This is a genomic window from Enterococcus sp. HMSC076E04, from assembly GCF_001814285.1.
Lineage (GTDB): Bacteria > Bacillota > Bacilli > Lactobacillales > Enterococcaceae > Enterococcus_B > Enterococcus_B lactis.
Window position 1 is genome coordinate 1 of record NZ_KV815584.1, and the last position, 24,187, is coordinate 24,187.

The 24,187-nt window shown below is 34.9% G+C and carries 25 protein-coding genes and 2 pseudogenes; 7 read left to right on the forward strand and 20 right to left on the reverse strand.

Translation table 11 applies throughout. The annotated features are described in order from the left end of the window. Nucleotides 1-106: 106 nt before the first annotated feature. The 4 genes and pseudogenes from HMPREF2961_RS04960 to HMPREF2961_RS04970 all read right to left on the reverse strand — a co-directional run bounded on the left by HMPREF2961_RS04960 (nt 107) and on the right by HMPREF2961_RS04970 (nt 1,111). A complete protein-coding gene (locus HMPREF2961_RS04960) occupies nt 107-334 on the reverse strand; it encodes a helix-turn-helix transcriptional regulator (RefSeq protein ID WP_002342491.1) in 228 nt (75 codons plus the stop codon). 14 nt (nt 335-348) lie between these two features. Next, a complete protein-coding gene (locus HMPREF2961_RS04965; protein WP_002296611.1) occupies nt 349-552 on the reverse strand; it encodes a helix-turn-helix domain-containing protein in 204 nt (67 codons plus the stop codon). Nucleotides 553-566: 14 nt separating this feature from the next. Beyond that, nucleotides 567-656: pseudogene (locus HMPREF2961_RS15130) on the reverse strand (phage antirepressor); the annotation flags it as partial. Between the two features lie 254 nt (nt 657-910). Further along, the gene (locus tag HMPREF2961_RS04970; RefSeq protein WP_230311394.1) at nt 911-1,111 is read right to left on the reverse strand and encodes a hypothetical protein; all 201 of its coding nucleotides are present in this window, start codon (nt 1,109-1,111) and stop codon (nt 911-913) included. A gap of 70 nt (nt 1,112-1,181) precedes the next feature. On the opposite strand from HMPREF2961_RS04970, the gene HMPREF2961_RS15345 reads away from it, so the two are divergent. Next, the gene (locus tag HMPREF2961_RS15345) at nt 1,182-1,352 is read left to right on the forward strand and encodes a hypothetical protein (RefSeq protein WP_010722740.1); all 171 of its coding nucleotides are present in this window, start codon (nt 1,182-1,184) and stop codon (nt 1,350-1,352) included. Here the strand turns inward: HMPREF2961_RS15345 and HMPREF2961_RS15350 are convergent. Continuing rightward, on the reverse strand, nt 1,349-1,489 hold the full coding sequence (locus tag HMPREF2961_RS15350; RefSeq protein ID WP_002286578.1) for a hypothetical protein: 141 nt from the start codon (nt 1,487-1,489) through the stop codon (nt 1,349-1,351). The genes HMPREF2961_RS15345 and HMPREF2961_RS15350 overlap by 4 nt on opposite strands. Before the next feature lie 299 nt (nt 1,490-1,788). Here HMPREF2961_RS15350 and HMPREF2961_RS04975 point away from each other — a divergent pair, with 299 nt between their 5' ends. The 5 genes from HMPREF2961_RS04975 to HMPREF2961_RS05005 all read left to right on the forward strand — a co-directional run bounded on the left by HMPREF2961_RS04975 (nt 1,789) and on the right by HMPREF2961_RS05005 (nt 7,405). Next, entirely contained in the window at nt 1,789-2,109 is a 321-nt protein-coding gene (locus tag HMPREF2961_RS04975) for a helix-turn-helix domain-containing protein (protein WP_002342489.1), read from the forward strand. Nucleotides 2,110-2,126: 17 nt separating this feature from the next. Continuing rightward, a complete protein-coding gene (locus HMPREF2961_RS04980; RefSeq protein WP_002342488.1) occupies nt 2,127-2,558 on the forward strand; it encodes an ImmA/IrrE family metallo-endopeptidase in 432 nt (143 codons plus the stop codon). Nucleotides 2,559-2,873: 315 nt separating this feature from the next. Continuing rightward, entirely contained in the window at nt 2,874-4,646 is a 1,773-nt protein-coding gene (locus tag HMPREF2961_RS04990; protein WP_070704086.1) for a hypothetical protein, read from the forward strand. Nucleotides 4,647-4,771: 125 nt separating this feature from the next. Next, nucleotides 4,772-5,914 (forward strand): tyrosine-type recombinase/integrase, encoded by a 1,143-nt coding sequence (locus tag HMPREF2961_RS04995; protein ID WP_070704089.1) that lies wholly within the window; start codon nt 4,772-4,774, stop codon nt 5,912-5,914. 957 nt (nt 5,915-6,871) lie between these two features. Beyond that, on the forward strand, nt 6,872-7,405 hold the full coding sequence (locus tag HMPREF2961_RS05005) for a VanZ family protein (RefSeq protein ID WP_083314205.1): 534 nt from the start codon (nt 6,872-6,874) through the stop codon (nt 7,403-7,405). Nucleotides 7,406-7,814: 409 nt separating this feature from the next. Here HMPREF2961_RS05005 and HMPREF2961_RS05010 read toward each other — a convergent pair whose 3' ends face one another. From HMPREF2961_RS05010 to HMPREF2961_RS05060, 10 genes and pseudogenes are all read right to left on the reverse strand, one after another. Further along, the gene (locus HMPREF2961_RS05010; protein ID WP_002289617.1) at nt 7,815-8,075 is read right to left on the reverse strand and encodes a hypothetical protein; all 261 of its coding nucleotides are present in this window, start codon (nt 8,073-8,075) and stop codon (nt 7,815-7,817) included. Between the two features lie 185 nt (nt 8,076-8,260). Then, entirely contained in the window at nt 8,261-8,758 is a 498-nt protein-coding gene (locus HMPREF2961_RS05015) for a GAF domain-containing protein (protein ID WP_070704096.1), read from the reverse strand. A 128-nt stretch (nt 8,759-8,886) separates the two neighbouring features. Beyond that, nucleotides 8,887-9,597, reverse strand: a complete 711-nt coding sequence (budA, locus tag HMPREF2961_RS05020; protein WP_002293166.1) for an acetolactate decarboxylase — start codon at nt 9,595-9,597, stop codon at nt 8,887-8,889. Between the two features lie 12 nt (nt 9,598-9,609). After that, nucleotides 9,610-11,274: an acetolactate synthase AlsS gene (gene alsS, locus HMPREF2961_RS05025; protein ID WP_002313569.1), complete on the reverse strand. Its 1,665-nt coding sequence runs from the start codon at nt 11,272-11,274 to the stop codon at nt 9,610-9,612. A 205-nt stretch (nt 11,275-11,479) separates the two neighbouring features. Next, nucleotides 11,480-12,144 (reverse strand): annotated as a pseudogene (locus tag HMPREF2961_RS05030) (DUF624 domain-containing protein). Between the two features lie 9 nt (nt 12,145-12,153). Beyond that, the gene (locus tag HMPREF2961_RS05035; RefSeq protein WP_047936897.1) at nt 12,154-12,969 is read right to left on the reverse strand and encodes a carbohydrate ABC transporter permease; all 816 of its coding nucleotides are present in this window, start codon (nt 12,967-12,969) and stop codon (nt 12,154-12,156) included. 64 nt (nt 12,970-13,033) lie between these two features. Next, a complete protein-coding gene (locus HMPREF2961_RS15675) occupies nt 13,034-14,464 on the reverse strand; it encodes an extracellular solute-binding protein (protein WP_083314208.1) in 1,431 nt (476 codons plus the stop codon). 30 nt (nt 14,465-14,494) lie between these two features. Further along, complete coding sequence (locus HMPREF2961_RS05050; RefSeq protein ID WP_083314206.1) at nt 14,495-15,577, reverse strand: glycoside hydrolase family 88 protein; 1,083 nt, start codon at nt 15,575-15,577, stop codon at nt 14,495-14,497. Between the two features lie 58 nt (nt 15,578-15,635). After that, the gene (locus HMPREF2961_RS05055; RefSeq protein WP_070704122.1) at nt 15,636-17,444 is read right to left on the reverse strand and encodes a DUF2264 domain-containing protein; all 1,809 of its coding nucleotides are present in this window, start codon (nt 17,442-17,444) and stop codon (nt 15,636-15,638) included. 28 nt (nt 17,445-17,472) lie between these two features. Continuing rightward, nucleotides 17,473-17,868, reverse strand: coding sequence for a hypothetical protein (locus tag HMPREF2961_RS05060; protein WP_070704101.1), 396 nt, complete (start codon nt 17,866-17,868; stop codon nt 17,473-17,475). Between the two features lie 173 nt (nt 17,869-18,041). On the opposite strand from HMPREF2961_RS05060, the gene HMPREF2961_RS05065 reads away from it, so the two are divergent. After that, nucleotides 18,042-19,085 (forward strand): LacI family DNA-binding transcriptional regulator, encoded by a 1,044-nt coding sequence (locus HMPREF2961_RS05065; RefSeq protein ID WP_070704104.1) that lies wholly within the window; start codon nt 18,042-18,044, stop codon nt 19,083-19,085. A gap of 175 nt (nt 19,086-19,260) precedes the next feature. On the opposite strand, the gene HMPREF2961_RS05070 is transcribed toward HMPREF2961_RS05065, so the two are convergent. The 5 genes from HMPREF2961_RS05070 to HMPREF2961_RS05090 all read right to left on the reverse strand — a co-directional run. After that, nucleotides 19,261-20,934: a heparinase II/III family protein gene (locus tag HMPREF2961_RS05070; RefSeq protein WP_070704108.1), complete on the reverse strand. Its 1,674-nt coding sequence runs from the start codon at nt 20,932-20,934 to the stop codon at nt 19,261-19,263. Nucleotides 20,935-21,181: 247 nt separating this feature from the next. Beyond that, entirely contained in the window at nt 21,182-21,775 is a 594-nt protein-coding gene (locus HMPREF2961_RS05075) for a hypothetical protein (protein WP_070704111.1), read from the reverse strand. Then, complete coding sequence (locus HMPREF2961_RS05080; RefSeq protein WP_256277974.1) at nt 21,765-23,153, reverse strand: HAMP domain-containing sensor histidine kinase; 1,389 nt, start codon at nt 23,151-23,153, stop codon at nt 21,765-21,767. The genes HMPREF2961_RS05075 and HMPREF2961_RS05080 overlap by 11 nt, the downstream gene beginning before the upstream one ends. Further along, entirely contained in the window at nt 23,150-23,806 is a 657-nt protein-coding gene (locus tag HMPREF2961_RS05085; RefSeq protein WP_070704117.1) for a response regulator transcription factor, read from the reverse strand. The genes HMPREF2961_RS05080 and HMPREF2961_RS05085 overlap by 4 nt, the downstream gene beginning before the upstream one ends. Beyond that, the coding region (locus tag HMPREF2961_RS05090; RefSeq protein WP_141755556.1) for a DUF1361 domain-containing protein at nt 23,781-24,187 on the reverse strand (407 nt) is incomplete at its 5' end. The genes HMPREF2961_RS05090 and HMPREF2961_RS05085, both read right to left, overlap by 26 nt.

Sequence of the window (24,187 nt, forward strand, 5' to 3'; positions counted from 1 at the left end):
TCGTTCCTATCAACGCTTGCCTGCTTCCCCAAAGTCCTAAAGCGTAGATGATTAGCGGTGCACTGAATACTAATGCTCTGTTAAATTTTCCCATCCACTTACCTCCTTAAACTTTATATTTCGACATGAATTCATCGATATCTTTGATGTCGTATTTCGGACGGCTATTTTCACCGAATATGATTACTTTCAACCCTTTTTTTACCCATTCGTTAATAGTTCCTGCTGACGTTCCTGTATAATGAACTGCTTCTTTTTGAGTCAGATAGCGTTTAGGAACGTAGCCTATAAGAAATGAATCTAAATCATTTTTGTTGATTAGTTCTTGTGTCATTTCGTTTTCCTCCTCTACAATTCGTACATAGTGATAATCGAATCTATAATTCTGTTTGCTTCTGCAGAAGTCTTTTTACCGTTTAAAATTAAAGATAAGTAGCTTTTGCTAATGCCGAATCTTTCAGCGAGCATGGTGTAAGTTAAGAACTTTGAACTTTCAACATATTCTTTGATTTTTTCTCTATCTCGTTGAGTGATTTCTGCAATGTCAGTCATACTAAAACTCCTTTCTAACCAATCTCCTCTAAATCCATTTGAGGATAATATCCTTCTTTTTTTGGTAATTCGTAGATAAATAGACGCCCTTTCTGTGTCCATCGTAGTTTAGACGCTTTTAATCTAGACTTTCCAAAAGAATAGTCTATGAAGCCAGCTCATTTTTGAGTTGGTTTTTGTAATTTTTAGGTCAATGGTTACGCGCCCTTTTGGTCTCTCCATTCATCTCACCTCCTATGCTGTTTGTTCACGTTCACGGCGGACATTACACTAGAACACCGGTAAATATTACAGTCAGTGGTCCTGGTAGATGGTACTTAATTGTTCGTGGTGGCGGGCAATACAAATATAGATTCTATTAATCTTTAATTTGAGCTGGCATGCCAATTGTCAGCTCTGTTAATGTGGCATTTTTTTTCATATAATCTTCCACTTTTGATACAGCATTTTGTAAATTAGAAATCGTCCAGCCTTTCTCGGTTACAAAACTAATAACCGTTTCAATAAATTCTTTTTCCTCTGTTTCTAAAACAATCCTTTGCGTGTCCATTCTATTCATTCCTTTCTGTTGTATAATTTTCTTATCAGTAAGTTGTCTACTGAAATAATGCATAAGGTGGTGAATAAGTATGAATAAAAAAATCGCTGCGGATTTAGTTGTTGCATGGCTAAATCACGAATCACAAGTATCCACTAAAGTCGAATCAATTTCGCCAAAAGAAATTGCTCAAGCTTATTTAGATATTCAATATGCTGTTATCTATGGTCAGCTTCCAGAAGACCGTAAAAACGATGACTAAACGTGAGCTAAAATCTCTGCTATGGCTGCAACCATGGCAGAGTCTTCTTTATCTACCGCGTGTTCCATCGCCACTTTTGCTTGTTTCAGTATGTCTAATTTCAAATCTTCGATTTTTGCCGAGACTGTTTTTTCCATATTCTTCTCTCCTTTCTTTTATATTCGTAAACAAATTTAACAACTTTTTAAAAAACTGCGTTGACTTTATTAGATTAATAATCTATACTAAATGCATAGTTAAATAAGACATATAAACTTTGATTTAAAAAGCTTTCTTGGCGGTTGGCATTTATTAATCAATAGTGTTTTTTGTTGTCTTTTTAGTTGTTAAACTTGTTTACAAAACATAGTATAGATTAATAATGTATATAAGTCAACTATTTTTACATTATTAATCTAAACTTTTTTTGTAAGCATTCAGAAAGGTTGATTTATCAATGAATACTTACGAAATAATAAAGGAGTTAGCAAAAGAAAAAGGATTATCCATTAGACAGCTCGAAATGAATTTCGGGTATTCGAATGGATATTTAGGAAGTTGGAAAAGACAAACTCCTAATTCTATTGAGTTAGCTCGGTTAGCTGATTACTTTGGAGTCTCTGTAGACTATCTACTAGGAAGAGAGAAAAAAGAGACCCCTAAACATGTGGATTTATCAGAAAACGATACTGTATTTTCTTTTGACGGAAAAGAAATATCTAAAGAGACAATGCGTAAAGCGATTGCAATTGCTAAAGCTTTAGAAGAAAATGAATAGTTGGAGTGATGGTTTGTATGTATTTGAAATTGAAAGAAATGTTGAGCGAATACAATTTGAAAGTAGTTTATATGGAAATGAAAGAGCCTGGTTTCTACTATCCAAAACCCAGAATCATTTTTTTGAATGAAAATCTATACGGTGAAACTGCAGAAACCTTTCATTTATCTCATGAACTTGCACATTTCAGCGCTTCACATTTTGAATTTTCAGTTTTGTACGATAACTCTACAACTTTTCACTCAAAGTTTGAAACAGAAGCAGATAAAATAGCTATTCTAATTTTGTTAAATATATATATTGAAAATGAATTAACTGATGAAGCACAGTTTAATCTCGATAAATTTATGGAGTATTATTCTATTCAAAATAAACTTAGATACACTTGTTATGCTGTCTGCCAATACTATTTTAAGAAAAAATATTCTTGCGCAAGGCAGCATGTATGACTACATCAAAATCAGTGAAGGAAGTGCTCTTGGTAAAGAGAATTAAGACAATTAGGAAAAAGATACATGAGGATGTACGTCTGTTGTTCGTGGGAAAACCCCTACTATTAAGAAAAAAATTATGGTTAATTGTTATTATCCTATTGATTGACATATTATTTAAAACGTTTAATAGAAAATAAAAAAGCCCGTGCTGCAACACGGACTAAAATCTCGTTTCTAAGATCCTACATATAAATAATATCATAGGAATGAGGAGTAAAAAAGTTATTAGAGAAAGAAAATATAAAAAGAAACAAAGGAAAGAGTAAAATAATGAAAAAGAAAAAAGGTACACAATTATCCATTGATTCACCAAACTGGTTATTAATTATTACAGTTTTATGTTTTGCAGCTTTTATAATGGTATCACCCCAAGTATATCTTCATAGTGTTATATTAGGGAATGATATTATGTTTCATTTTAATAGGTTTTATGAAACTTATATGCAGATAAAAACCGGTAATTTTAATTTCTTTCAATCCCTGTATTCTTTTCAGAGTTCTGGCAGAATTATTACTGCTTTTTATGGCGCGGATTTCGCTTATTTGCAAGGGCTACTTTTAATAATCTTAAAATCATGGTTTAAATATCAACTTGTCTCTTCTTTCAGTTGCTTTTTTATAGCTGGTGCTTCGATGTTTTGGCTAACTTATAAGTGTAAAGTACGAACTAACATAGGATTAATCATTGCTTTGTTGTACATGTCTTCATCAGCAGTTTCGTATTATCCTATTGCTCAAGCTTTTACTGGTTGGGGTGCTGCTTTAATGCCGCTTCTTTTTGTGCCAGCAATTGAAGCATTAAAAAATAAAGAAAGACCTATTCGTCCATTGCAACTTGCAATCCCTGTAACTTTATTACTATCTACTCATTTACTTTCATTAGTAATTGGAATATTAGCTATTTTACCTTTTTACGTTATTGCTTTTATTAATACAAAAAATAAACTGAACATGATTTTTCGCTTAGTAGAATCTATAGGGTTAACCATGCTATTTTCTGCTAATACAATAATTGGATTTATAGATGTCTATCTAAGTAATAAAATATTATCCCCTTCTCCGATAAGTCAAATGTTGAGCCAAAGTATGAGTTTCTCGTTGGAAGGAAACTCTTGGGGAAATTATGGTCTAGTATTTACTGCAATTTTCTTTGCTGTAATAATATATTTCTTTTTAAATTGGGCTAAAACTAGTCTTACTTCAAAAGTAATCGTTATTGTTGGAGCGTTTTTTATGTTACTTTCTTCCAAATTATTACCTTGGAACTCTATCCCTCATATGTTTAAATTTGTTTCATTTTTCCAATTTCCACAAAGATTCTCAGTCATTGCTTTTGTTTTACTTTTATTATCATTTGCTCTTATATTGCAAGAATCAAAACTACTTAAAGATGTTGACAAAAAGTACTATATATTAACTTTACTGTGTGCTCTATTTTCAATATTTAATGTATATAATCTTATGTATGACCAATCTTGGCACTGGAATACAAATGATCCCACCGCTGCAGGAAACAATAAAAGTTCTATGGTTGAAAAAGATCCTCAAAAGTTAAGGGAAGCCTTTTATAATAAAGACCTGAATATTGCCTTGAAAGCAATCCAAAAAGGAACTCCTGACTATTTACCTGTACAAAAAAATGTAGAATCATCAGATGTATTAAAACAAAACCCTTATGAATTGTATACAAACCAAATAATAAATAACAATGTACATTTTAAAAAGACTGTAACTAGTGATTCTAAACTTCGTTTAACTTGGACTAATAATTCAAATGAGGAATCCGATATTCAATTGCCTATAATAATTTATAATCATAGTACAGTAACTTTGAATGGTAAAAAATTAACTCCAAACGAAATTAAAACTACTCAAATTGGAGCTGCTATTGTTACATCGAGTCCAGGAAAAAATACTTTAGTTATCGGTTATAAGCCATTTGTTTTATTTAAAATAGCCTTTCCAATAAAAATATTGTCTATACTTTCAACTATCATTTATGTCATCTACAAGTATAAAAAAACAAAAATAATCGAAATATAAAAATTACAAAAGATTAATATGTTATGTGATACACATCCATTTAATAACAGCAGAATATTATAATGGATGTGTAAAAATCACTGAGATTTTTTAGTCATTATTACCAGAAAAGCGAGCTGATTCAATTGGCAAAATTTGAACAATATAAGAAAAAGAACGGTGAAAAAGCGTGGAAGTTCCAAGCTTATTTAGGAATCAATCCAGAAACAGGAAAGCCTGTTAAAACTACTCGGCGAAATTTTAAAACTCAACGTGAAGCAAAATTAGCACTCGCAAGATTGCAAAGTGAATACGAGGACAATTTATTAACAAAAGAAAAACCAAAAACATATAAAGACGTATATGATTTATGGATGACTGAATACAAAAGAACAGTACGAGGATCTACATTGTTAAAAACAGAAAGAATTTTTAAAAATCATGTATTAGAAGAACTCGGCGATATATATATTTCTGAAATCACGCCTATCAAAATTCAAAAATTAATGGATAAATGGGCAAATAAATATGATACAGCTCCTAAAATGATGAATTATACAGGACTAGTTTTTAAATACGCCGTTCGATTTGGTATAATAGAGTCCAATCCTACAGATGCCATACGTAAACCAAAAAGAAGAAAAAAAACAACTACTGAAGAACCATTTTATGATAAAAAACAACTAAAATTATTTCTTGACGAACTGTATAATCAGCCAAATCTAAAGATTCAGGCTTTTTTTCGATTACTAGCTATGACTGGTATGCGAAAACAAGAAGCAGGTGCTCTTGAATGGAGAGATATAGATTTCAAGGCTAAAACAGTCAATATCTATAAAGCCGTTACTAGAACTGCAAATGGACTAGAAATTGACACAACTAAAACGGTTGGATCGAGCAGGATTATTTCAATTGATCAAAGCACTTTAGACAAGTTATCTGAATGGAAAGAAGTAGCACTTCCCCCATCTGATGATTGGTTGATTTTCGGTCAAACTAATGCTAAAAATCCACACGATATAATGAGCCTTGATACTTCACGAAAATGGCTTTTAAACATCCAAGACAAAATGGACAAGAAGCAAAAGAAAAAACTACCTAGAATTACCGTACATGGTTTCAGACATACTCAAGCAAGCTTGTTGATCGAAATGGGAGCATCACTTAAAGAAGTACAGTTTCGTTTAGGACATGAAGATATTCAAACTACCATGAACACGTACGCCCATGTATCAAAACTTGCTAAAGAACAATTAGCAGATAAGTTCAATAAATTTATAGATTTCTAGCTATGTGGCATTCAAAATGGCATTCAATTAAATTTGAGCATTGATATAATAGTATTTAAGCAACTCCCGCCGTCTCCATATATGTATGGTTGAGACTAATAGATACTGTAAAAAACGTTGATAAATCAACGTTTTTTATTTTGGCTTAAAAAAAAATTTGAATTTTTTGCTTTTTATTTAACAATTAGAATTTCGCGTATATTGTCACACTTAGTTTTTCTTTGTCAACAGTCTTTCCTTCAATAATTTTCTTTATAGATTAATCCATTTTAACTTTATTAGTTCCTATAAAAAAATACCAATCAAAAATTACCATAAATAATGAGTATCTATTTAGAAAACATTAGAAATAACCAGTAAAATGAACGGCCAATTGTACTTTTACTGGTCATTTATAGAATTTTTTTAAGGAGATAGAATATTAATACGTGACACTTCCATTTATGTCAAATGTTTTGGCCCGCTCATTACTTTCAAATCGAAGAAAATACGTGCCAGAAGTTAATGAACTTGTGAAAGTACCGTTGCTAGTTCCAGAAAAATTCCTAGAAGAAACTATAGTTGAGCCTATCAGATTCTGCCGTGCAATAGCAACATTCAACACAGTAGATGCTCCAGCACTCCGTCTAGTTAGATTATGCCTAACAGTATACGAACGTGTAGTTGAAGTAGACCACTGTTGACAGATCTCCATGACCAAATACCAGTCCCACTATATGTCATAGCGGTAGCAGCGTTTACAACTGTTGCAGAAAAAAACTTAGTATTAAAAATGCGAGCAATAGTTTTTTTCATATATTTTTCATAGTATAGCTCCTTTATGTTTTTTTGTTATAATAATAGAAACAAATTTGAAAGGAGAATTCTACTATTAATAGCATAAAAATTAAAATAAAATTGTTATTTTTAAATGTTTCATTACTATGTTTATCGTTTTTGTTTTCCAGATGGTTTTACATGAAATATCTTTATTTTTACTCACTCTCTATTTTTCCTCCTAGTGGAGATGTTGATTTTTGGATTCCATTTATCCAAATAATAATTATTACTTTTTTTCTCTATATTTTTTTACTAAGTTTTTTTACAAAGAAAATTTATAAGGAAGTAATCATTGGATTTTATATTCTTTATTTTTTAGTATTAATTTATCTGCTCTTTTTAAAAAACATTGGAATAAGAGGACTAGAATCCAATCCTTTATCATTTCTTTCTGATTTTATCAATGGGGATGCGATAATCGTGATGCTGAATATAATCATGTTTATACCATTAGGCTGGATACTATCATTAAATAAAAAACATCTAGGCATAGTGGTTTTGGGTATCTGGTTAATTGAAATAGCACAATATGTTTTTCATTTAGGAATATTTGATGTAGGGGATATTATTGCAAATGCTGCTGGTTTCGTTGTGGGCACTATAATAATGGAATCTTTATTCAATAAATTTTCATTTGAAATTACGTCTTTTAGTTTAAAAAAAATAAGATAAAAATAGAAACATATACTGGAAGCTAGAACAAGTACTTGAGGATATGACAAAAACTTTTTTAATGATTATGTTTGTTATTTAAAAATAATGTCTACAATTAAATTAAGTGAAATTAGAGAAGCTATAATCATTATACTTTATTTGTTATTAAATTTTGGCAACTAAAAGGACTTTAGAGATATCTTATATAATCTAAAAGAAGCGAAGGAGAATTTCTGACAGTGAAGCAAACGAAACTAGTTTTTATATACTGACCTAGATTCAGGTTGTATAGAGAATCAATTAAAGAAAATTTACAATTATTGTGCCACTTAAAAAGAAAAGTGACATATAAAAAACAACGCCAACTAAATAAAGTGTCTTCAAAAGCTTGGACTCCTCGCTTTTGAAGGCACTTTATTTAAAATCTTTATGAAACTAAAGTATGTTCATATTTATTGCTGTAATTATATAGATATTCTGTCGTTTCCAACTCATAAACGTGAGTGTATTTTGCCACTACTTTTCCGCATTTTTCTAATATTTCATTGCGATCGACGTCATGATATTCGTCTACGCAGATCACAACACAATTTTCTAATTTACTGATTACTTCTCCAACCACTTTTTGTTTCAAGCCAATAGGTTGGCAAATATATTTTTTTCCTAAAATGATAGTTTCGTTATTCATATTTCATCCATCCTTAATGTATTTTTCATTATTTAAAATGATAATACCATTAAAATATGATTATGAAAACCAATAACACTTGTGATTTTATAAAAAAATAAAAAAACCGAAAAACAGATATGTCCACTGTCTTTCCGACTCTTTTTATTTTTGATTTCTCTTCTTTTTTGTTTCAATAGTCAATTTTAGTTATTAATAAATGAAAAAGCATTTATATTAAAATTTGCTAATAAAAGATCTACATATTTTTCTAGAAATGCTTGATCGATTTCATCATACCCTTTCGTTACTCCGCAATCGATATCTAAAACACCGATTAAATGACCTTCTTTTACCATTGGTACAACGATTTCTGATTGTGCGGCTAAATCACAGGAAATATAATTTTCATGTTTTTTGACATCGTCAACGATCAATGTCGCTTGTTTTTCAGCTGACTCTCCACAAACTCCTTTTCCCATCTTGATACGTGTGCAGGAAACTCGCCCTTGGAACGGTCCTAAAATCAATTCATTGCCATCAAATAAATAGTATCCTGCAAAGACGGTCTCAGGTAATGTTTCATTCAACAATGCAGATGAATTTGCTAAATTTGCTAACCAGTTATCTTCTGCTTCTAATAATCCTTGTTGCTGCAATAATAGAATTTCGTATGCATCTTTTTTCTGTTTTTCTGTCCACATAATAAAAACCGCTCCTTTTTAATCTATGGAAAAGATTATAGCTCAGTTTTTTGGTAAACGCTAGGTTTGCTTCTCAAAAAAGCGAGATACGTTAGGTTGTTTACCTTAAACGCATCTCGCTGTCTTTTTTATTCTGCTTGTTGGATTTCTGCTGCTAAATCAGCATAATCAATCGTTTCATGAACAAAAGTCGGATCATCAACTGGAAAGTGCTGTACAAGGGACGAAATGCGGCTAATCTCAACTTTTCCTTCAGTTACTTCAAAATCCATTACATGTCCGCCAAATGTATGTGTATCATCGATAAAATGCAGATGAAATCCCGCTGCAGCAACTCCTTGGAATAATTCAGGCGTAAAGAACCCGACTAATGTTCCATGAATGTTGCTTTGTTGGAATTCTGGTTGAGACTCTGAAATTTTTGCTAGTCTTCGATAAGGTTTTTCTTGTTTCGGCATGATACGGATATGCATGTTTTTGAATAATCCAGTTATCTTCACTGCTAAAAATAGATTTTCCCCATCTTCTTTTACTAAGATGTCTTTTTTCAATTGTTCTCCATCTGCAGATTCTGAAACAGAAAAACTAGTATCTGGCGTAAAATCTGTAATTGCTGCATAGGGGGTAAGTTCACTTCCATCTAATTGGACAACTGAGCCATCTGATCTTCCTTGATAAGCTACGCCATCTAAAAAGATAACTTCACCATCAAGTCCATGCAATGTTCCCAATCCCAGAGTTCCTTTTTCCAATATATGAGCAATCGTTTCTGTTCCATCCATCAAACCGGCCATCAAAGCTCCTAATGTCCCGTGCTGGTATAAGATTTTTTCAGTCATGTCGACACTTCCTTAATAGAATTGATCTGGTAAGATTGTTTCTCCCAATTTCTCATTATCACGGTAATCGATTGGAATATCAATAATTACGGGTCCTTCTGTCGCAAATCCTTCTTCTAAAGCTTTTTCTAATTCCTCTACACTTGTAGCTCGGATTCCTTTAGCACCAAAAGCTTCTGCATATTTCACAAAATCAACTGGACCAAAGTCTACACCTGACGCCCGTTGATATTTCATTTTTTCTTGGAACTCTACCATATTGTAGCGTCCATCATTCCAAATCAAATGAACGATATTCAATTTTTTACGTACGGCCGTTTCTAAATCTTGGGCAGAGAATAAAAATCCGCCATCTCCGGAAACTGATACGATTTGTGTATTTGGACGTACCAGTGCAGCAGAAATTGCCCATGGTAATGCTACACCAAGCGTTTGCATACCATTACTGAATAACAGATGTCGGGGTTCATAACTTCTAAAGTGGCGTGCCATCCAAATATAATGACTCCCTACATCTACAGTAACGGTCATATCATCTGTTACTTTTGACTGAAGTGTGTTGATGACTTCTAAAGGATGCAAAATACCTGCTTCTCCTTTTGATTGGACAATATCCCGCTCCGTTAGTTTTGCTTGAAGAGAAGCTAAATATTCTTTCGCATCTTCTGACACTTGTTGAGGCTCTAATGAACCTGTCAATAAATCAAGAGTAGCTGAGATATCGCCAATCAACTCTCTTTCAGGCTGCATAAACGGATCGATTTCAGCTGGTGCTTCATCGATCACAATGATCCGCGCATCTTTTTCTGCGTTCCAGTTTCTTGCTTCGTATTCGATTGGATCATAACCAATTGCGATGACTAGGTCGCTTCGTTTCAAAAGCATATCGCCTGGTTGGTTTCTAAACAATCCCACACGACCAAAGAAATGCGCTTCTAATTCACGTGAGATCACTCCAGCTGCTTGGAATGTCTCTACAACAGGCAATGCTGTCTTTTCAACTAATTGTCGGATAGCTAATGTTTCTTTTTCGCTTGATCCCCGCATACCTACTAATAATACCGGTAGTTTTGCTTCCCTGATACGTTCGGCTAAGTAACGGATATCATCTGCAGAAGCAGAACCTAATTTAGGATCACTCAATGGCTTGATGATATTACCTTGAACTGGCGCATCCACTACGTCTTGAGGAATACTGATAAAACTCGCTCCTTTTTTTGAGCTCTTAGCCATACGATAAGCATTGGCAATCACTTCTGAAATTGTTTCCGGATCTTGGATTTCTGCACTGTATTTTGTGATTGGCTGGAACAGCGCTGCATTATCCATGCTTTGATGGGTCAACTTCAATAGATCGCTTCGTTTTACTTGCCCGGCGATTGCTAAAACTGGGTCTCCTTCTGCTGTCGCTGTTACCAAACCTGTAGCTAAGTTACTAGCACCTGGACCACTTGTTGCGATAACAACCCCTGGTTCTCCTGTGATACGTCCGATTGCTTGTGCCATAAATGCAGCATTTTGTTCGTGACGAGTTACGATTAATTCAGGACCTTGATCCTCTAATTCATTAAATACACCATCGATTTTTGCGCCTGGTATACCAAATACATAATCAACGTGATGGTTAATCAAACTTTCTACTACAGATTTCGAACCTTGTTTCATTTTTTCAGCCATTGAACATCGTCCTTTTTATGCTTTATTTTTAATTATTAGTTAGAAATAATCACAAATAAGTGATACAGTTTCTAAACCTGTTTCATTCAGAAGTATAGCACGTTTTATTTCATTTGTTTAGCCATATGTTTCAAAAAATGAAAAAGAATGACAGATTTTACATAAAAAACTGTCATTCTTGGTTGAAAGTTTCAATTTATAAAGTCTACAGATCCATCGTTCTCATCAATTTACGATTGTTGAAGTAAATCAAACCAAATACGATAGAAGGACCTAGTAGAATACACCATTGGGGCTTTACGAAAAAGAAGAGAAACAAACTTGTCAATAGTAAAAAATCTAGTAAACTCACATACCATTTTTTCAACGTATAGTAGAACGCTATTCGTAGAACTTGATTTGGTTTTGACGCTGGATTTCTCACCTGAAAATACCAGCAGTTGATGCTAAAGGAAACTGATAAACAAGCAAGTAAAACAAACAACGGAATCAACCATTTTCCATAAGAAAAACGTATAAAAAAGAAACAATCAAAAATCGCTATCACACTAACTATCCAAGCAAATAGCCAATAAAAAAATCCCTTTAGCCAAAATCGGCGAAACGTCTTTATGAACAAACGTACTGATGAAAAACTTTTTTCTTTTGCTAATTCTTCTGTCATGCCTATCATCACGATGCAACCCGGACCAATAAAAAGCAAAGAAAAAAAATAAGGGAAAAGACATTCCTTCCATCTATTGACAAAAGGAACGCAGCTGCTATATACAAGATATTGACACACCAAAAACAAAGGCTACTTGCCAATGATTGATACAACCAATAAAAGAATTCCATATAAACATTTTTGTCAAAACGCTGCTCTTTCATAATCGCCTCCTATTCCTTCATTCCTGATGAAGCGATCCCTTCTACAAAATATTTTTGCATCGCTAAAAATATAAAAGCAACAGGAAGAACAGAAACAACTGAAGCAGCCATGATTAATGCGTACTCTGCATCAAATAGCCCAATAAACATTTTCAACCCTAACTGGATTGTTTTATTTTCCGTAGAAGACAAATAAATGAATGGCCCCATATAATCGTTCCATGTATTAACGAATGTGATGATCGTCAAACTGGCAATCGCCGGTTTTGTAAGGGGTAAAATGATCTTTCGATAGATTCCCCACTCTGATAAGCCATCGATCCGCGCGCTCTCACATAAAGAATCTGGGATACTACTGTAATATTGCTTCAACAAGAACACACCAAAAGCATTGAACGCTTGTAATAGCACCAATGACCACAACGTATCTGTTAAGCCCACTTTTCTCATCATGATGAACTGAGGGATCATATAAGACTGCCAAGGGACAGCAATTGTGCCGATATATGCTAAAAATAAAATATCGCGCCCTTTAAAATTCAGTTTAGAAAACCCGTAAGCAGCAAAACTAGAAGTAAACAACTGAATCAATGTGATCACAACGCTTAAAAAAGCTGTATTCTTAAAAAACGTCACTAAAGGAATACGAGACCAAATAACCAGATAGTTCTCTAAATGCCAAGTTTTAGGGATCCATTGAATCGGAATCGTGAACACTTCATTATTTGCTTTGAATGAAGCAGAAACCATCCATAAAAAAGGAATGATCGTCAATAAAGCTAGCCCTATTAGCAGAATCATACCCAACCATTGAATAAAGGTCATATCGTTTGAAAAAATTTTTGCTTTTTTCCTTTCATTTTGAACACTCTCTTCCATATCACACCTCCTAAGTACGACGCGTATTCCAAGAAAACTGAACAACCGTAACGCCCAAAACAATTACGAACAAAACAAGTGAGATAGCTGAAGCATAACCAAAATCAAATTTTTTGAATGCTTCATTGTAGATTTGGTAAACCAACACATTTGTCGCTCGACCAGGGCCGCCATCCGTCATCACTTGCACCAGGTCAAACACCTTGAAACAATTGATGACAAGCATGATCGTTACAAAGAAAGTAGTTGGCCTCAACGAAGGTAATGTCACATTCAAAAATTGTTTCCATCGATTTGCTCCATCTAGTGAAGACGCTTCATACAATTCTTTTTGGATACTTTGTAGTCCTGCAAGGCACAGAATCATGTAATAACCCATCCCGCGCCAAATACTGACAATTACAATTGCCCAAAGCGCCCAATTTGAACTTGAAGTCCAACCTGGAGGATGTTCAATAAATCGCCTTAAAAAGATATTAATTGGACCCATCGTTGGATGAAACAACATATTCCAAACAACAGCAATTGCTACTAAAGAAGTAACATACGGAAAGAAAAATATCGTACGAAAAAGCTTCATCCCTCTAATTTTTTGATTTAGTAGTAAAGCTAGCCCTAACGAACAAACAAGTGTGCCGGGCACTACAGCAGCGGTATATAAAAAAGTATTTTTCAAAGAAATCCAAAAGGTCTCATCATTGGCCATTTTACGAAAGTTATCTAGTCCAGCAAATTCTGGCGTTGAAAAAGAATCCCATTTCATAAATGCTCGATCATAATAATCAGTCATAAATCGATAATCTGGTTCCACAAGATTCGCTTCGTTTTGAGCAGCTGCAATAGCTTGGATCGTCGAACGCCAGATATGTTGATATGCTCCATAAACTTGTCCGTCATTTTTACTAAGCTTTTTTGCTAAATCTTCGTATTCGTCCCAAGTTAGATTTTCTGGATATTGGATTCCTGCATCATCAAACATTTTCTTATTGTAATATAGTACCCAAAAGTCCGTTCGATAGGGCAATGCGTATGTTTTTCCATCGATATCATACATTTCATATGTTCCTTCAGCAGCATCAGTATCTAATTCTCTAATTCGTTCTGTTTGATCGACTAACTGATCTCGTAAAGCATAATTTGAATACGACAAAAGATTTTTCATCGTCAATACATCTGTCGTATCTCCAGAAGAAAGCATCGTAGTAAGTTTCGTGTCATAATCATCTGAAGCAATATCTACTGCTTTCACTTTGATTCCCGTTTTCTTTTCGAATGCTTCAAAGAGCGCTTTGAATTCAGGTGTTGTTTCATAATTCCATGTCGAAACGGTAATTTCATTTGCTGATTCTTCACTACTGCCTTCTTGATTACCACAAGCACCAAATACGAGTGACATTCCCAAAACTATTGATCCAATCATCATTTTTTTCCATCGCTTCATCATATATGAATCCTCCTCTTTTCTTATACATCACCAGTAACAGTACCATTTTTTAGCTAGACGAATGATCCCTTCTACATAAAAGTAATCGCCCCAGATCACACATTCATCTACACCTTTTAAGCTGTTTTTATCATAAACGGCATGGAGAAGCAGCCCGTTTGATCCATCTACCTGTTTCGTTGTATAGTTTTTTTGTAATTCTCCCAAGATTTTGACTGCCATTTCTTCGTAATCGAAATGACGATGATCTGAAACAGGCAGTTGTTTGGAAAGTTCTAACAATCCGCATGCAGCTATTGCTGCCGCAGAGCTATCTTTTTCCTCTTGACTACCTTCTTTGAATATTAGATCCCAATAACAAATCAAATCTTCAGGAAGCTCTTGTAGAAAATAATCAGCAAGTTGCGTGGCGGTCTCTAAAAAAGAACCATCTCCCGTATACAAGTAACTTAATGTGAATCCATAGATCCCCCACGCTTGCCCGCGTGCCCAACAAGATTCATCTGAATAACCTTGTTGCGTACGACCATATTTAGGCACTCCAGTAACATCATCAAAGTAATACGTATGGTAAGTGGTAGCATTGTCTCTCACAATATACTTTTGAGTTTGTTTCGCATGGTTGTAGGCAGCTGTTTTATAACTCTCATCACCGGTAGCCTCAGTAGCAAAGTAAAGTAATGGCAGATTCATCAAACAGTCAATGATCATACGTCCACGCTGCTTTGGATCATCTAAGTCTCCCCAAGCTTGGCTAATTTGAGATTTGGGAGAATACCGCTCCATCAATCGATCAGCTGCTTGTATCGCTATTTGTTTTGATGACTCGTTTTTATTCAATCGATAATCAGCAACAGCTGATAATTGATATAAAAATCCGATATCATGCGTATCCAAGGCTATATCTTTTTCTAAACGTTCTTTGAATGAAGCTAATTGACTTTCGATCGTTCGATCAAAATCTTTTGAGTTAGAAAGTTCTTTTGTTAAAAATAATATCCCCAACCAGAAACTAGCCGTCCAATCAGTGTTTTCTTCCGCTTCATATACATGATTGTTACTAGCTGCAGCAGGTACGAGAAATTTAAATTTTTCTTGATTTTCATGCACCTATTTTTCAATAAAATCAATTTCTGAAACTAGCCAATCTAACTCAACTATATTTGTTCTATTGTCCATCGTTGTATTTTTCCTCCAACTTTACATTAATCCTTTGCCCTAGTTGCCCGATTTCTATATTTCTCCCAATAATTTCTACTGCAGGCTCTTCAAAAACCTGGTCTGGTAAAACACCGCTGATCACAGATATAAATACTTGTTTTCCGCTTTCAGCCACGCCTGTCAAATATGGTAATAGTGTTATCGGAAAATAAAGACTTGTATTAGGTTCAGGTCGGATAATCCCAGCTTTCTTGTATCCAATGATGTTCTTAATCCTCGAAGTACCAATGATCGATCGTGCTGTGGCACATTGTCCCGCTATACATCTGTTTGTATTTTCCATTGGTACACTAAACCCGCCTTCATACACATACCGCAACCGTTCACTCCATATTTCGTGGATACGCAAATGCCCGTTTTCAAGCGGAACGATTGTACTTTTTATTGTCACATCTGACCAAGGACGCCATAAATGGACAACTCGGTCTAACTCGATTGAAAACATTTCATCTAATTCTTTTGTCCGAAAGTGACGGCCATCTTCAGACAACGCCAAACAACTATCATAAGCCCCTTCACCATATGATCCGTTGCTTTTTGGCACACTGAAACCAAAAAGAGTTGAATAGACAAATTTACTGTATTTCGCACTCCCATGATTTTGATTTTGAATGAACTGTCCCGCCGGAAAAGCTTGCACATGTTTTAATGTCTGATCATATTGATACATATTTTTACTAGAAGGCACTGCTTTTTTACGTACTTCTATTTTTAATCCGAGTGCTTCTGCTTGCCAATAAGGATGATCATCAGGGACTGCTAATAACAAAAACGTTTTGAGTGCCCAATAAGGGGATCCTGGGCCATTGTATCCTTCCGCAAAAACCATATTTTGATAATGATAACCAACTGACAGCAACCCATCAGTTGTCAGCATCTCTTGTTGATTCCAATATTTCAAATGTCGACTGATCAATCCTTTGATTTCGCCCCACGGCAATGCTTCGACATTAGCAAAAACTAACGCACTAAAAAATGACACTTGCGCAAAGCGATAAGTCAAACTACGCCCAAATGGAAGCCCTCTTCCTTCTTCATCAAACCAATATTTAAATGTCTGGGCAAACAAGCATGCCCTTTGCTTCATTCTTTTGACACGAGCCGGGTCTTCTTTTTCCATGAAGCGGCAATAGATCAAACTATAGTAGTGGATTGCAAAAGAAACATAGTAATCTACTTGTGTCTCGACCCCGTCACAATACCACCCCTCTCCTTGATAAAAGCTTTCGATCGTTTCAAGATCCTTCTCCAACAAACTCTTTGAATAACTTCTTCCACAATTTTTCATCGCTAAATTGATCAGTACACGGAAGAAATGCCAATTATTTCTCGGTAAAGAAGATTCATTAACCTGCATTAGCCAATGATGAAGGTTTTTTTGTGCCTGCGGTTCTAATCGATCCCAGATATTTTCTTTATTCAGCAACAAGGATGTACTAAGAGAAGCCATCTCTACGATCAATTGATCAGAAGAATCGATTTCTCCCCAATAATCTGGACTTCTTGGGTCTACACCTTTCGTTATCCCTTCAAGATAAATATCTGTAAGAGGATGCGGCTTGTTTGTGATAAAAGGTCCTAATCCCCATAACGGTCTTAAGTATGCTTCGATTTGTCTACGATCTTCTGTATATACCGTTCCATGCGTTCCTAACTTCAAGCGCCCGGGTCGTTTCTCATAAAAGACGCTTAATGGCTCTAGCAAACCCAAAAACATTTCTTCAATATCTTCTTTTGATAAACAATCATTGAACATTAAGCTAGTTTGTCTTGCTCTCTTTCTTTCATTCACTCTCGTTCTCCCTTTCAATCAGCTGTCCCTTTATAAAACCATAATATTCTCCATACACTTTAATCCGCTCTCCTACACGAAAACATTGATTCTGATCGTTGAATATCATAAAAACGTTTCCTTGGGTCCGCAATAAGAAGCGATCGCCATTTTCCACTTTGTTGCTTTTTCGATCTGATTTGATGATAGTCCCCTCTAAAGAGACTATTTCACGTAAAGGTACTTCATCGTTTTGCCATTCTTGTTCAGAAACGCTTCGAGCATTTTCTTTTAACTTTTCCTCTTGTTTTTTACTAAAATTATTTATTTGCTCACGATTATCATTCGTATATCCTATTGCTAAAAATAGACTACAAATAACGATAACCGCAGCTACTATCCCTTTCAATTTTATCCCACCCCTCTTTTTTGTTAGCGCTTCCTTAAGAAGATAGTACTTTTTTACTCAGGAAAAATCAATAGTTTTTAGTAAAATATTTTTATTTGTAATTTTTTTACTTTGCTTTTTTACTTGAAAGAAATATACTGTATATAAGAAATTGAATGAATGAGGGGTACAAAATGGCCACTATTACTGATATCGCAAAAGCTGCAGCAGTATCGATCTCTACCGTTTCTAGAGTATTGAACTACGATCCTACCTTATCTGTTACTGAAGAAACGAAGCGGAAGATTTTTGAAATTGCTGAAGAATTGAATTACACGAAATATAAACAAAAAAAGAAACAGAAACGAACCATAAAAAAAATAGGAGAAAAAAAAGAACGATCGCTTGGCATCATCCAATGGCGCTTAGACGAGGAAGAATTAGATGATATTTATTATATGTCCATTCGCTTAGGAGTAGAAAAACGTGCTGCCGAGCTAGGATATAACGTATTGAAGATTTCTCACTTAGATGATCAATCAATAGAATCAGTGGATGGTCTCTTAGCTATTGGTAAATTCACCCAGGAAAGAATCGATGAATTCGCAGCACTTCATGAACATTTCTGTGTAATAGGAAGTAATTTCCCTTTGAACAACTATGATTCCGTAAACACCGATTTTGCTCAAGCAACTGAACTAGCCTTAGGACATTTATTTTCTCTTGGACATAAAGATATCGCTTTTATTGGGGCTGAAGAAACGGATAATCTTCACAGTTATCGTCGATATAAGACACCAACTACTAACACTTACATTGATGTTATGCAATTTCATGGCTTATATAAAGAGGACTATTTTATCTTGAAGGAAAATAGTCGCTTGGATGTCCCTACAGGAGAAGAACTGACCTTGCAAGCATTGAAAAGCTGGAATGGAAAGTTGCCAACTGCTATTTTAGCTGCAAATGATTCATTTGCGATCGGTATTATCCATAAATTGACAGAAGCTGGGATTCGTGTGCCGGAAGAAATCAGTGTGATGGGAATAAACGATCTTTCGATTTCTCGTTATGTCTCACCTTCTTTATCAACTGTCCATGCATTTACAGAAGAAATGGGCGAAATGGGCGTGAACCTTTTAGACGAACGAATTAAAAATCCAGGAATCGCTAAACGGATTCTACTTAGTACAGAATTAGTTATCCGACAATCGACAGCTGCGCCACGTCAAACGTAGAAAAATAAGAGATAATGAAAAAGCTGTCCTACACTAAGCATAAGTACAGTTCTTCCTGTTTTATGGATAGTGTGATTTATAAACGTGGAGTTAGCAGGAAAAGTGGTTTACTCCGAAAAAGGGCAGTGACAAGTTGATTGTCACTGCCCTTTTTAAGTTAAAGTGTTCAAGTTTATCACATAAGTACAAAAGAAGTAATAATCTCAGCCTCTTTGGCAACCTGATACATCGCTTGTATTTGATGCGCTTCACAAAGACCACCATCGTGCCGGTGATATTGTTTTTTTATCACATTGAGGCTAATCAAAAAACGCGTATCGAATTTGATTTCAACGACTTCGTTGCTTGTTCTTAGAATAACTTTTTTCTCCTCTATTACTGGTTCAATAGGAGACACAAAATTCTCTATGATCTCATTTTTTGCTTTATTGAAGCAAAACCGATCATGGAGCACTAAGATTTTTTTCTGTTCATGAACAGAAAAATGACGGGTAAATTTTTCTATATAAGATTCAGTACTATATGTTTCGGCCAAGCTGTAAGTGATTTCCCCGTTAGCGCAATCCGTTCTTACCACTTCTGCTTTTCCGTCGTTAACGACTTGAGAACAACCATTTAAGATAGGGAGATGATGGCTCTTAGCTGAAGTAACAAAATACTGATACCGTTTTGATTCATTAAAGTATTCTTTAGTATATTCCCCTGCTCCTAGGTCTGTTAGGAACAATACTTCGTGATTTCCAAATACAAAATGACCGACATCCAAATGATTATGGCTTTCTCGATTATCCCCACCTTTTGCTGCGAAAAATAGATCTTGTTTTACTGAATTTAGGATAAACCATTGAGCATCTGGAAAATAGTCACACTGCCTGTTAGAAACACTCGACTCCTTCTTTTTTGTCCATTGAAGGTTATGATAGAGATGAGCAAAACGGTAACACTTGTCAAAATCCAAAGAACTGACTGTCTCTATAGGAATATCTGCTCCGAATCTCGATACGCAAAAGCTTAAGAGACCGCTTGGCAAGTTGGGTTGAGAAAAATCTGAAAAAGGAAGATAAGTATTGTTTATTCTTACCTTCCCAGGAAATTCCGCTATTTTCTTAACCTTATTTATCTCTAAATAATAATGATTCCCTGTCGATTCGGCTAACTTTTCAGCATAATAAATATAATAACCAAAACCATAACCCCAATATCCCACACCTTCTGTGCAGATACCGTCTTCTCCAAAACTATGAAGATAGTTCTTAAGTGAAATATCGACTTTTGTCAGGAGGCGTTCTAAACGATCGCTTTGTTTAGGAAGCAAGGACAAACAAGCCATCCCAACGCATCCGCCAATCACAGCACTCCAATTGTTTTTCTTTTGTTCCCATTCCCATGACTGTTTTTCAAAAGGCAAGATCAAACGTTCCTCTACTTCCTTTCTTATACGATTCGCAACGATAGGTGATAGCTCTTCTCCGACTTGCTCATAGATCTCAGCTAATGCCTGCCCTGTTTCAGCAGAAAATAAGTCTATATAACCCCTTGCTTGATCGTTGAATAAAACTTGCTCTGACAAGTGAGCAGGCAGCGCCCATGTCCATTCATTACAAACTTCCCAAATTAATTGTTCCAACCACTCTTTGTTCTCACTGTTCTTTTCATAAAAATAAGCCAAAGCGGCCACAACCAATTGTCTTCTTCTAGCAAAGTAACTAGACTCGTATCTCAATCGTTTACCCGTTTCAAAAAATTCCATAAATTCTTTTAATACAAAAGGTTCAATCTTTTTTTGCTGAATATACTCTTTATTGGCTTTAAAAATCTCAATTTTTAAAGGATCAGCTATTGTTTTCATCATATCCTCCTTGAATGACACCTTTTTATCTCATTTTACCAGAATTCAGTAAAAAAATATATTTTTAGTAAAAAATAGAACTTTTTTTGGGGTTCGATTTTCATCTTTCCTTTGCTGTTAAGAATATAAGCAAACTCTATCTGATTTATATCTGGATACCATGAGTAATATAAAAAAGATTGTGACAAAATTCTGATTACAACCTTTTGGCAAACGGTAGATTCACCCCTACTTTCTACGTAATTCTTCATGCATAATTCAGCAACAATCGCGTTTCATCAATCAGAAAGTTTAATTTCTGGCCATTTTTCAAAGTGACAGTAATCATCTCACCATCTTCTTCGATCTTATCTGCTTTTAGAGGAAGATAGTTCAAGTAATCGTCTATGATTTTTTTTTTTCCTCGGTTATTTTGATCTTCATCAAAATAAGATAACCGTACGACTTTTTTGTTCGTTTCATCAATGATTGCCGTTCCGTAGCCTGTTTGCGTGAGGAATTCCATTTGCCAAAATACGCTATCCCCTGAAATCAAAACTTCATAGTCTTGAACAATCACTGGCTCTTTTGGCATGGCTAGCTTTTGAAATAGCTGATTTAATTCCTCTCGTAGCCGATTGACCATATCTAATTGGCTCTGATCTGATTCTTCCATGATAGAAAAGGATTGTGCTTTGCTCATTGCCGTTTCGATAGAGGAAGAAGCTGAACTTAAAGAAGAAATATCTACTGTTCTTTGTTCTTTTGTAGTAATGCTACTCGCTAAAATATCTGGTAAAAAAAACAATCCTGCGCTGAATACCAGAAAGAAAGCAGAAAGAAGGTATAATTTAATTTTCATCTATTTCCCCTCCTAAAGCAAAATCGATCGTGATCGTCGTCCCTGTACCAAGTGTACTTTCTATGTCAAAAGAACTATTATGCAATTCGGTTATTTTCTTTACTAAAGCTAATCCAAGTCCTAAATGTTTCGTTGTTCTTGAAGGATTTCCTGTAAAAAATTCATCTGTTACTTTAGACAAATTTTCTGTTGGTATCCCTCTACCATTATCGGAAAACTTCATAATATAACGCTTTTCTTCCTTTATTCCTTTGACCACTAATTTTCCATCTTCTGCTATAGCTTCTAATGAATTTGCCAAAATATTCATGGCTAATAGCTTGAAAAGATTGAGGTCTAGCAAAATATTGGCAGGTTCTAGTTCGATGGTATAAGTAAACCCTTGTTTCATTCCTTTAAGAAACTTGTTTAGATCATCGCTAATCATATTAGTCGAGATTTCTTCAAGAGAGACACTTGTTCTTTCCAGTTCCATCAATTTCAAAATATCATTGGACAGATGTTTTAATCGGTTGCTTTCTTCAAGGATATAATCGACAGATTCTTCGGCTGATTGGTCCAATTTTTCCCATTTCAACATTTGAGCATAGCCAATAATGGAAGTCAACGGCGTTCGAATTTCGTGAGAAAAGCTAGAAACGAATAAATCTTGCTTTTCCTTTGCCTGACGGAGAGTTTCTAGATCGTGGCTCAATTTATCGGCCATATTGTTCAAACTGCTCCCTAATTTTCCAATCTCGTCTTGAGTATTGACTATTGCCCGTTCTTTCGTCTTACCTTCTGTGATATGCTGGGCAACGGAAATAAGCTGATTGATTGGTTTTAAGATCATGCCTGTTAGAAAATAAGTGACTGGAATAATGGCCAAAAGTAAAAAGAGCAAGATCAGACGAAAATAGACAAGAGAATCTTTGACGATTTCTTCATAGTTTTTTGCTTGATGGTAAGTTGCTAAACGATAGGCAGTATCAGGTATCTTTGAAGTTGAATAAAGCACCTGTTTGTTTTTAACAGTAGACATGTCGCTGATTTCCACGGTACGATTAGACAACGCTTCTGGAGGTTCGTATTTTTCAAACAAAGTAGGCTTTGTAGTAAAAACCGTTTTGCCTTTTTTGTCTAGAATCTCAAACTCTCCGATTTTGGCTGCGGCTACGAATTCACCATTTTTTCTCATTTCATCTGTTGTTTCATCTCCGTCTGTTTTCGTCGACAACAGCAATAAGAGATTTTTCTGCTGGTTGACCAGCACTTCTTTTTCTTGAGAAACTGTGCGCTGATAAATCGCATGCAGTGTAAAACCACTGACCACCAAATAAATGAGTAGAAAGAAGAATAATAATGAAAAGAAAACTTTGCTCGTATATTTCAAGTTCATCCCTCCAATAGGTAACCTACACCATAAATCGTACGCAAGTCCTGCCCTAATTGTAATTTATTTCTGATTCTTTGAATGTGTAAATCAAGCGTTCTAGAGTTGGGCTCTTCTTCCCTTCCCCAGATTTTTTGATAGATTTTCTCTCTTGGCAGAATAATCCCTTTGTTTCTAATTAAGTAAAGAAGTAATTCATATTCTTTAGGAGTCAAAGAAACAGCTTGGTTTCTTGCAGTGACAGCTCTTGTTTTTTCATTGATTTCGATATACTGCCATCTCAGTAATTTATTGGAGTTGGTTTTTCCATTTCTTCGAAGAACAACTTCCACTCGTGCTAGTAATTCTTCCAGATCAAATGGCTTTGTTATATAATCTTCAGCACCTGATCTTAAGCCACTGACTCGATCAGAAAGCTGATCTTTGGCTGTCAAGAAAATGACAGGAAGATCATATTCCCGCATATACGCAAATACTTCATAACCATCGATTTCAGGAAGCATGATATCTAGCAAAACCAAATCAAATTCCTGTTGCTCAATGATATCGGCTGCTTCTTTACCTGTGAATACCGAATAGACTGTATAACCATTTTTTTCTAATGTACGAACTAAAAGTTTGTTGATCGCAGGATTATCTTCTACTACTAGTATCTTCATACAGTTCCTCTCTTTCTGCCAATAGAGCAAATTTGATCCCTAACCTATAAATATACACGAATATCAGTGAAAAGAAAAAGATGAGTACGATCAACAAAAAAGATGGACCGTCTATTTTGGTAAATGCTTCAACGAATCTCATGAACGTTTCCTTGCTGTCAGTGAAGACATCCGTACTGTTCAATCTTAAAAAGCGACCGAAGTAAATTCCTATAGCATTGATAAACAAGACGACGCTGATAACTAACCATTGATAGACGCCTATTCCGATTTTTTTGACAATTACATTGGTAACCATCCATAAGCTTTCACAACCGAAAAATGTGGTTGGGAAAACAGAAAGAACGACTATATAGGTTGAATTAAATACTTTACATCCGC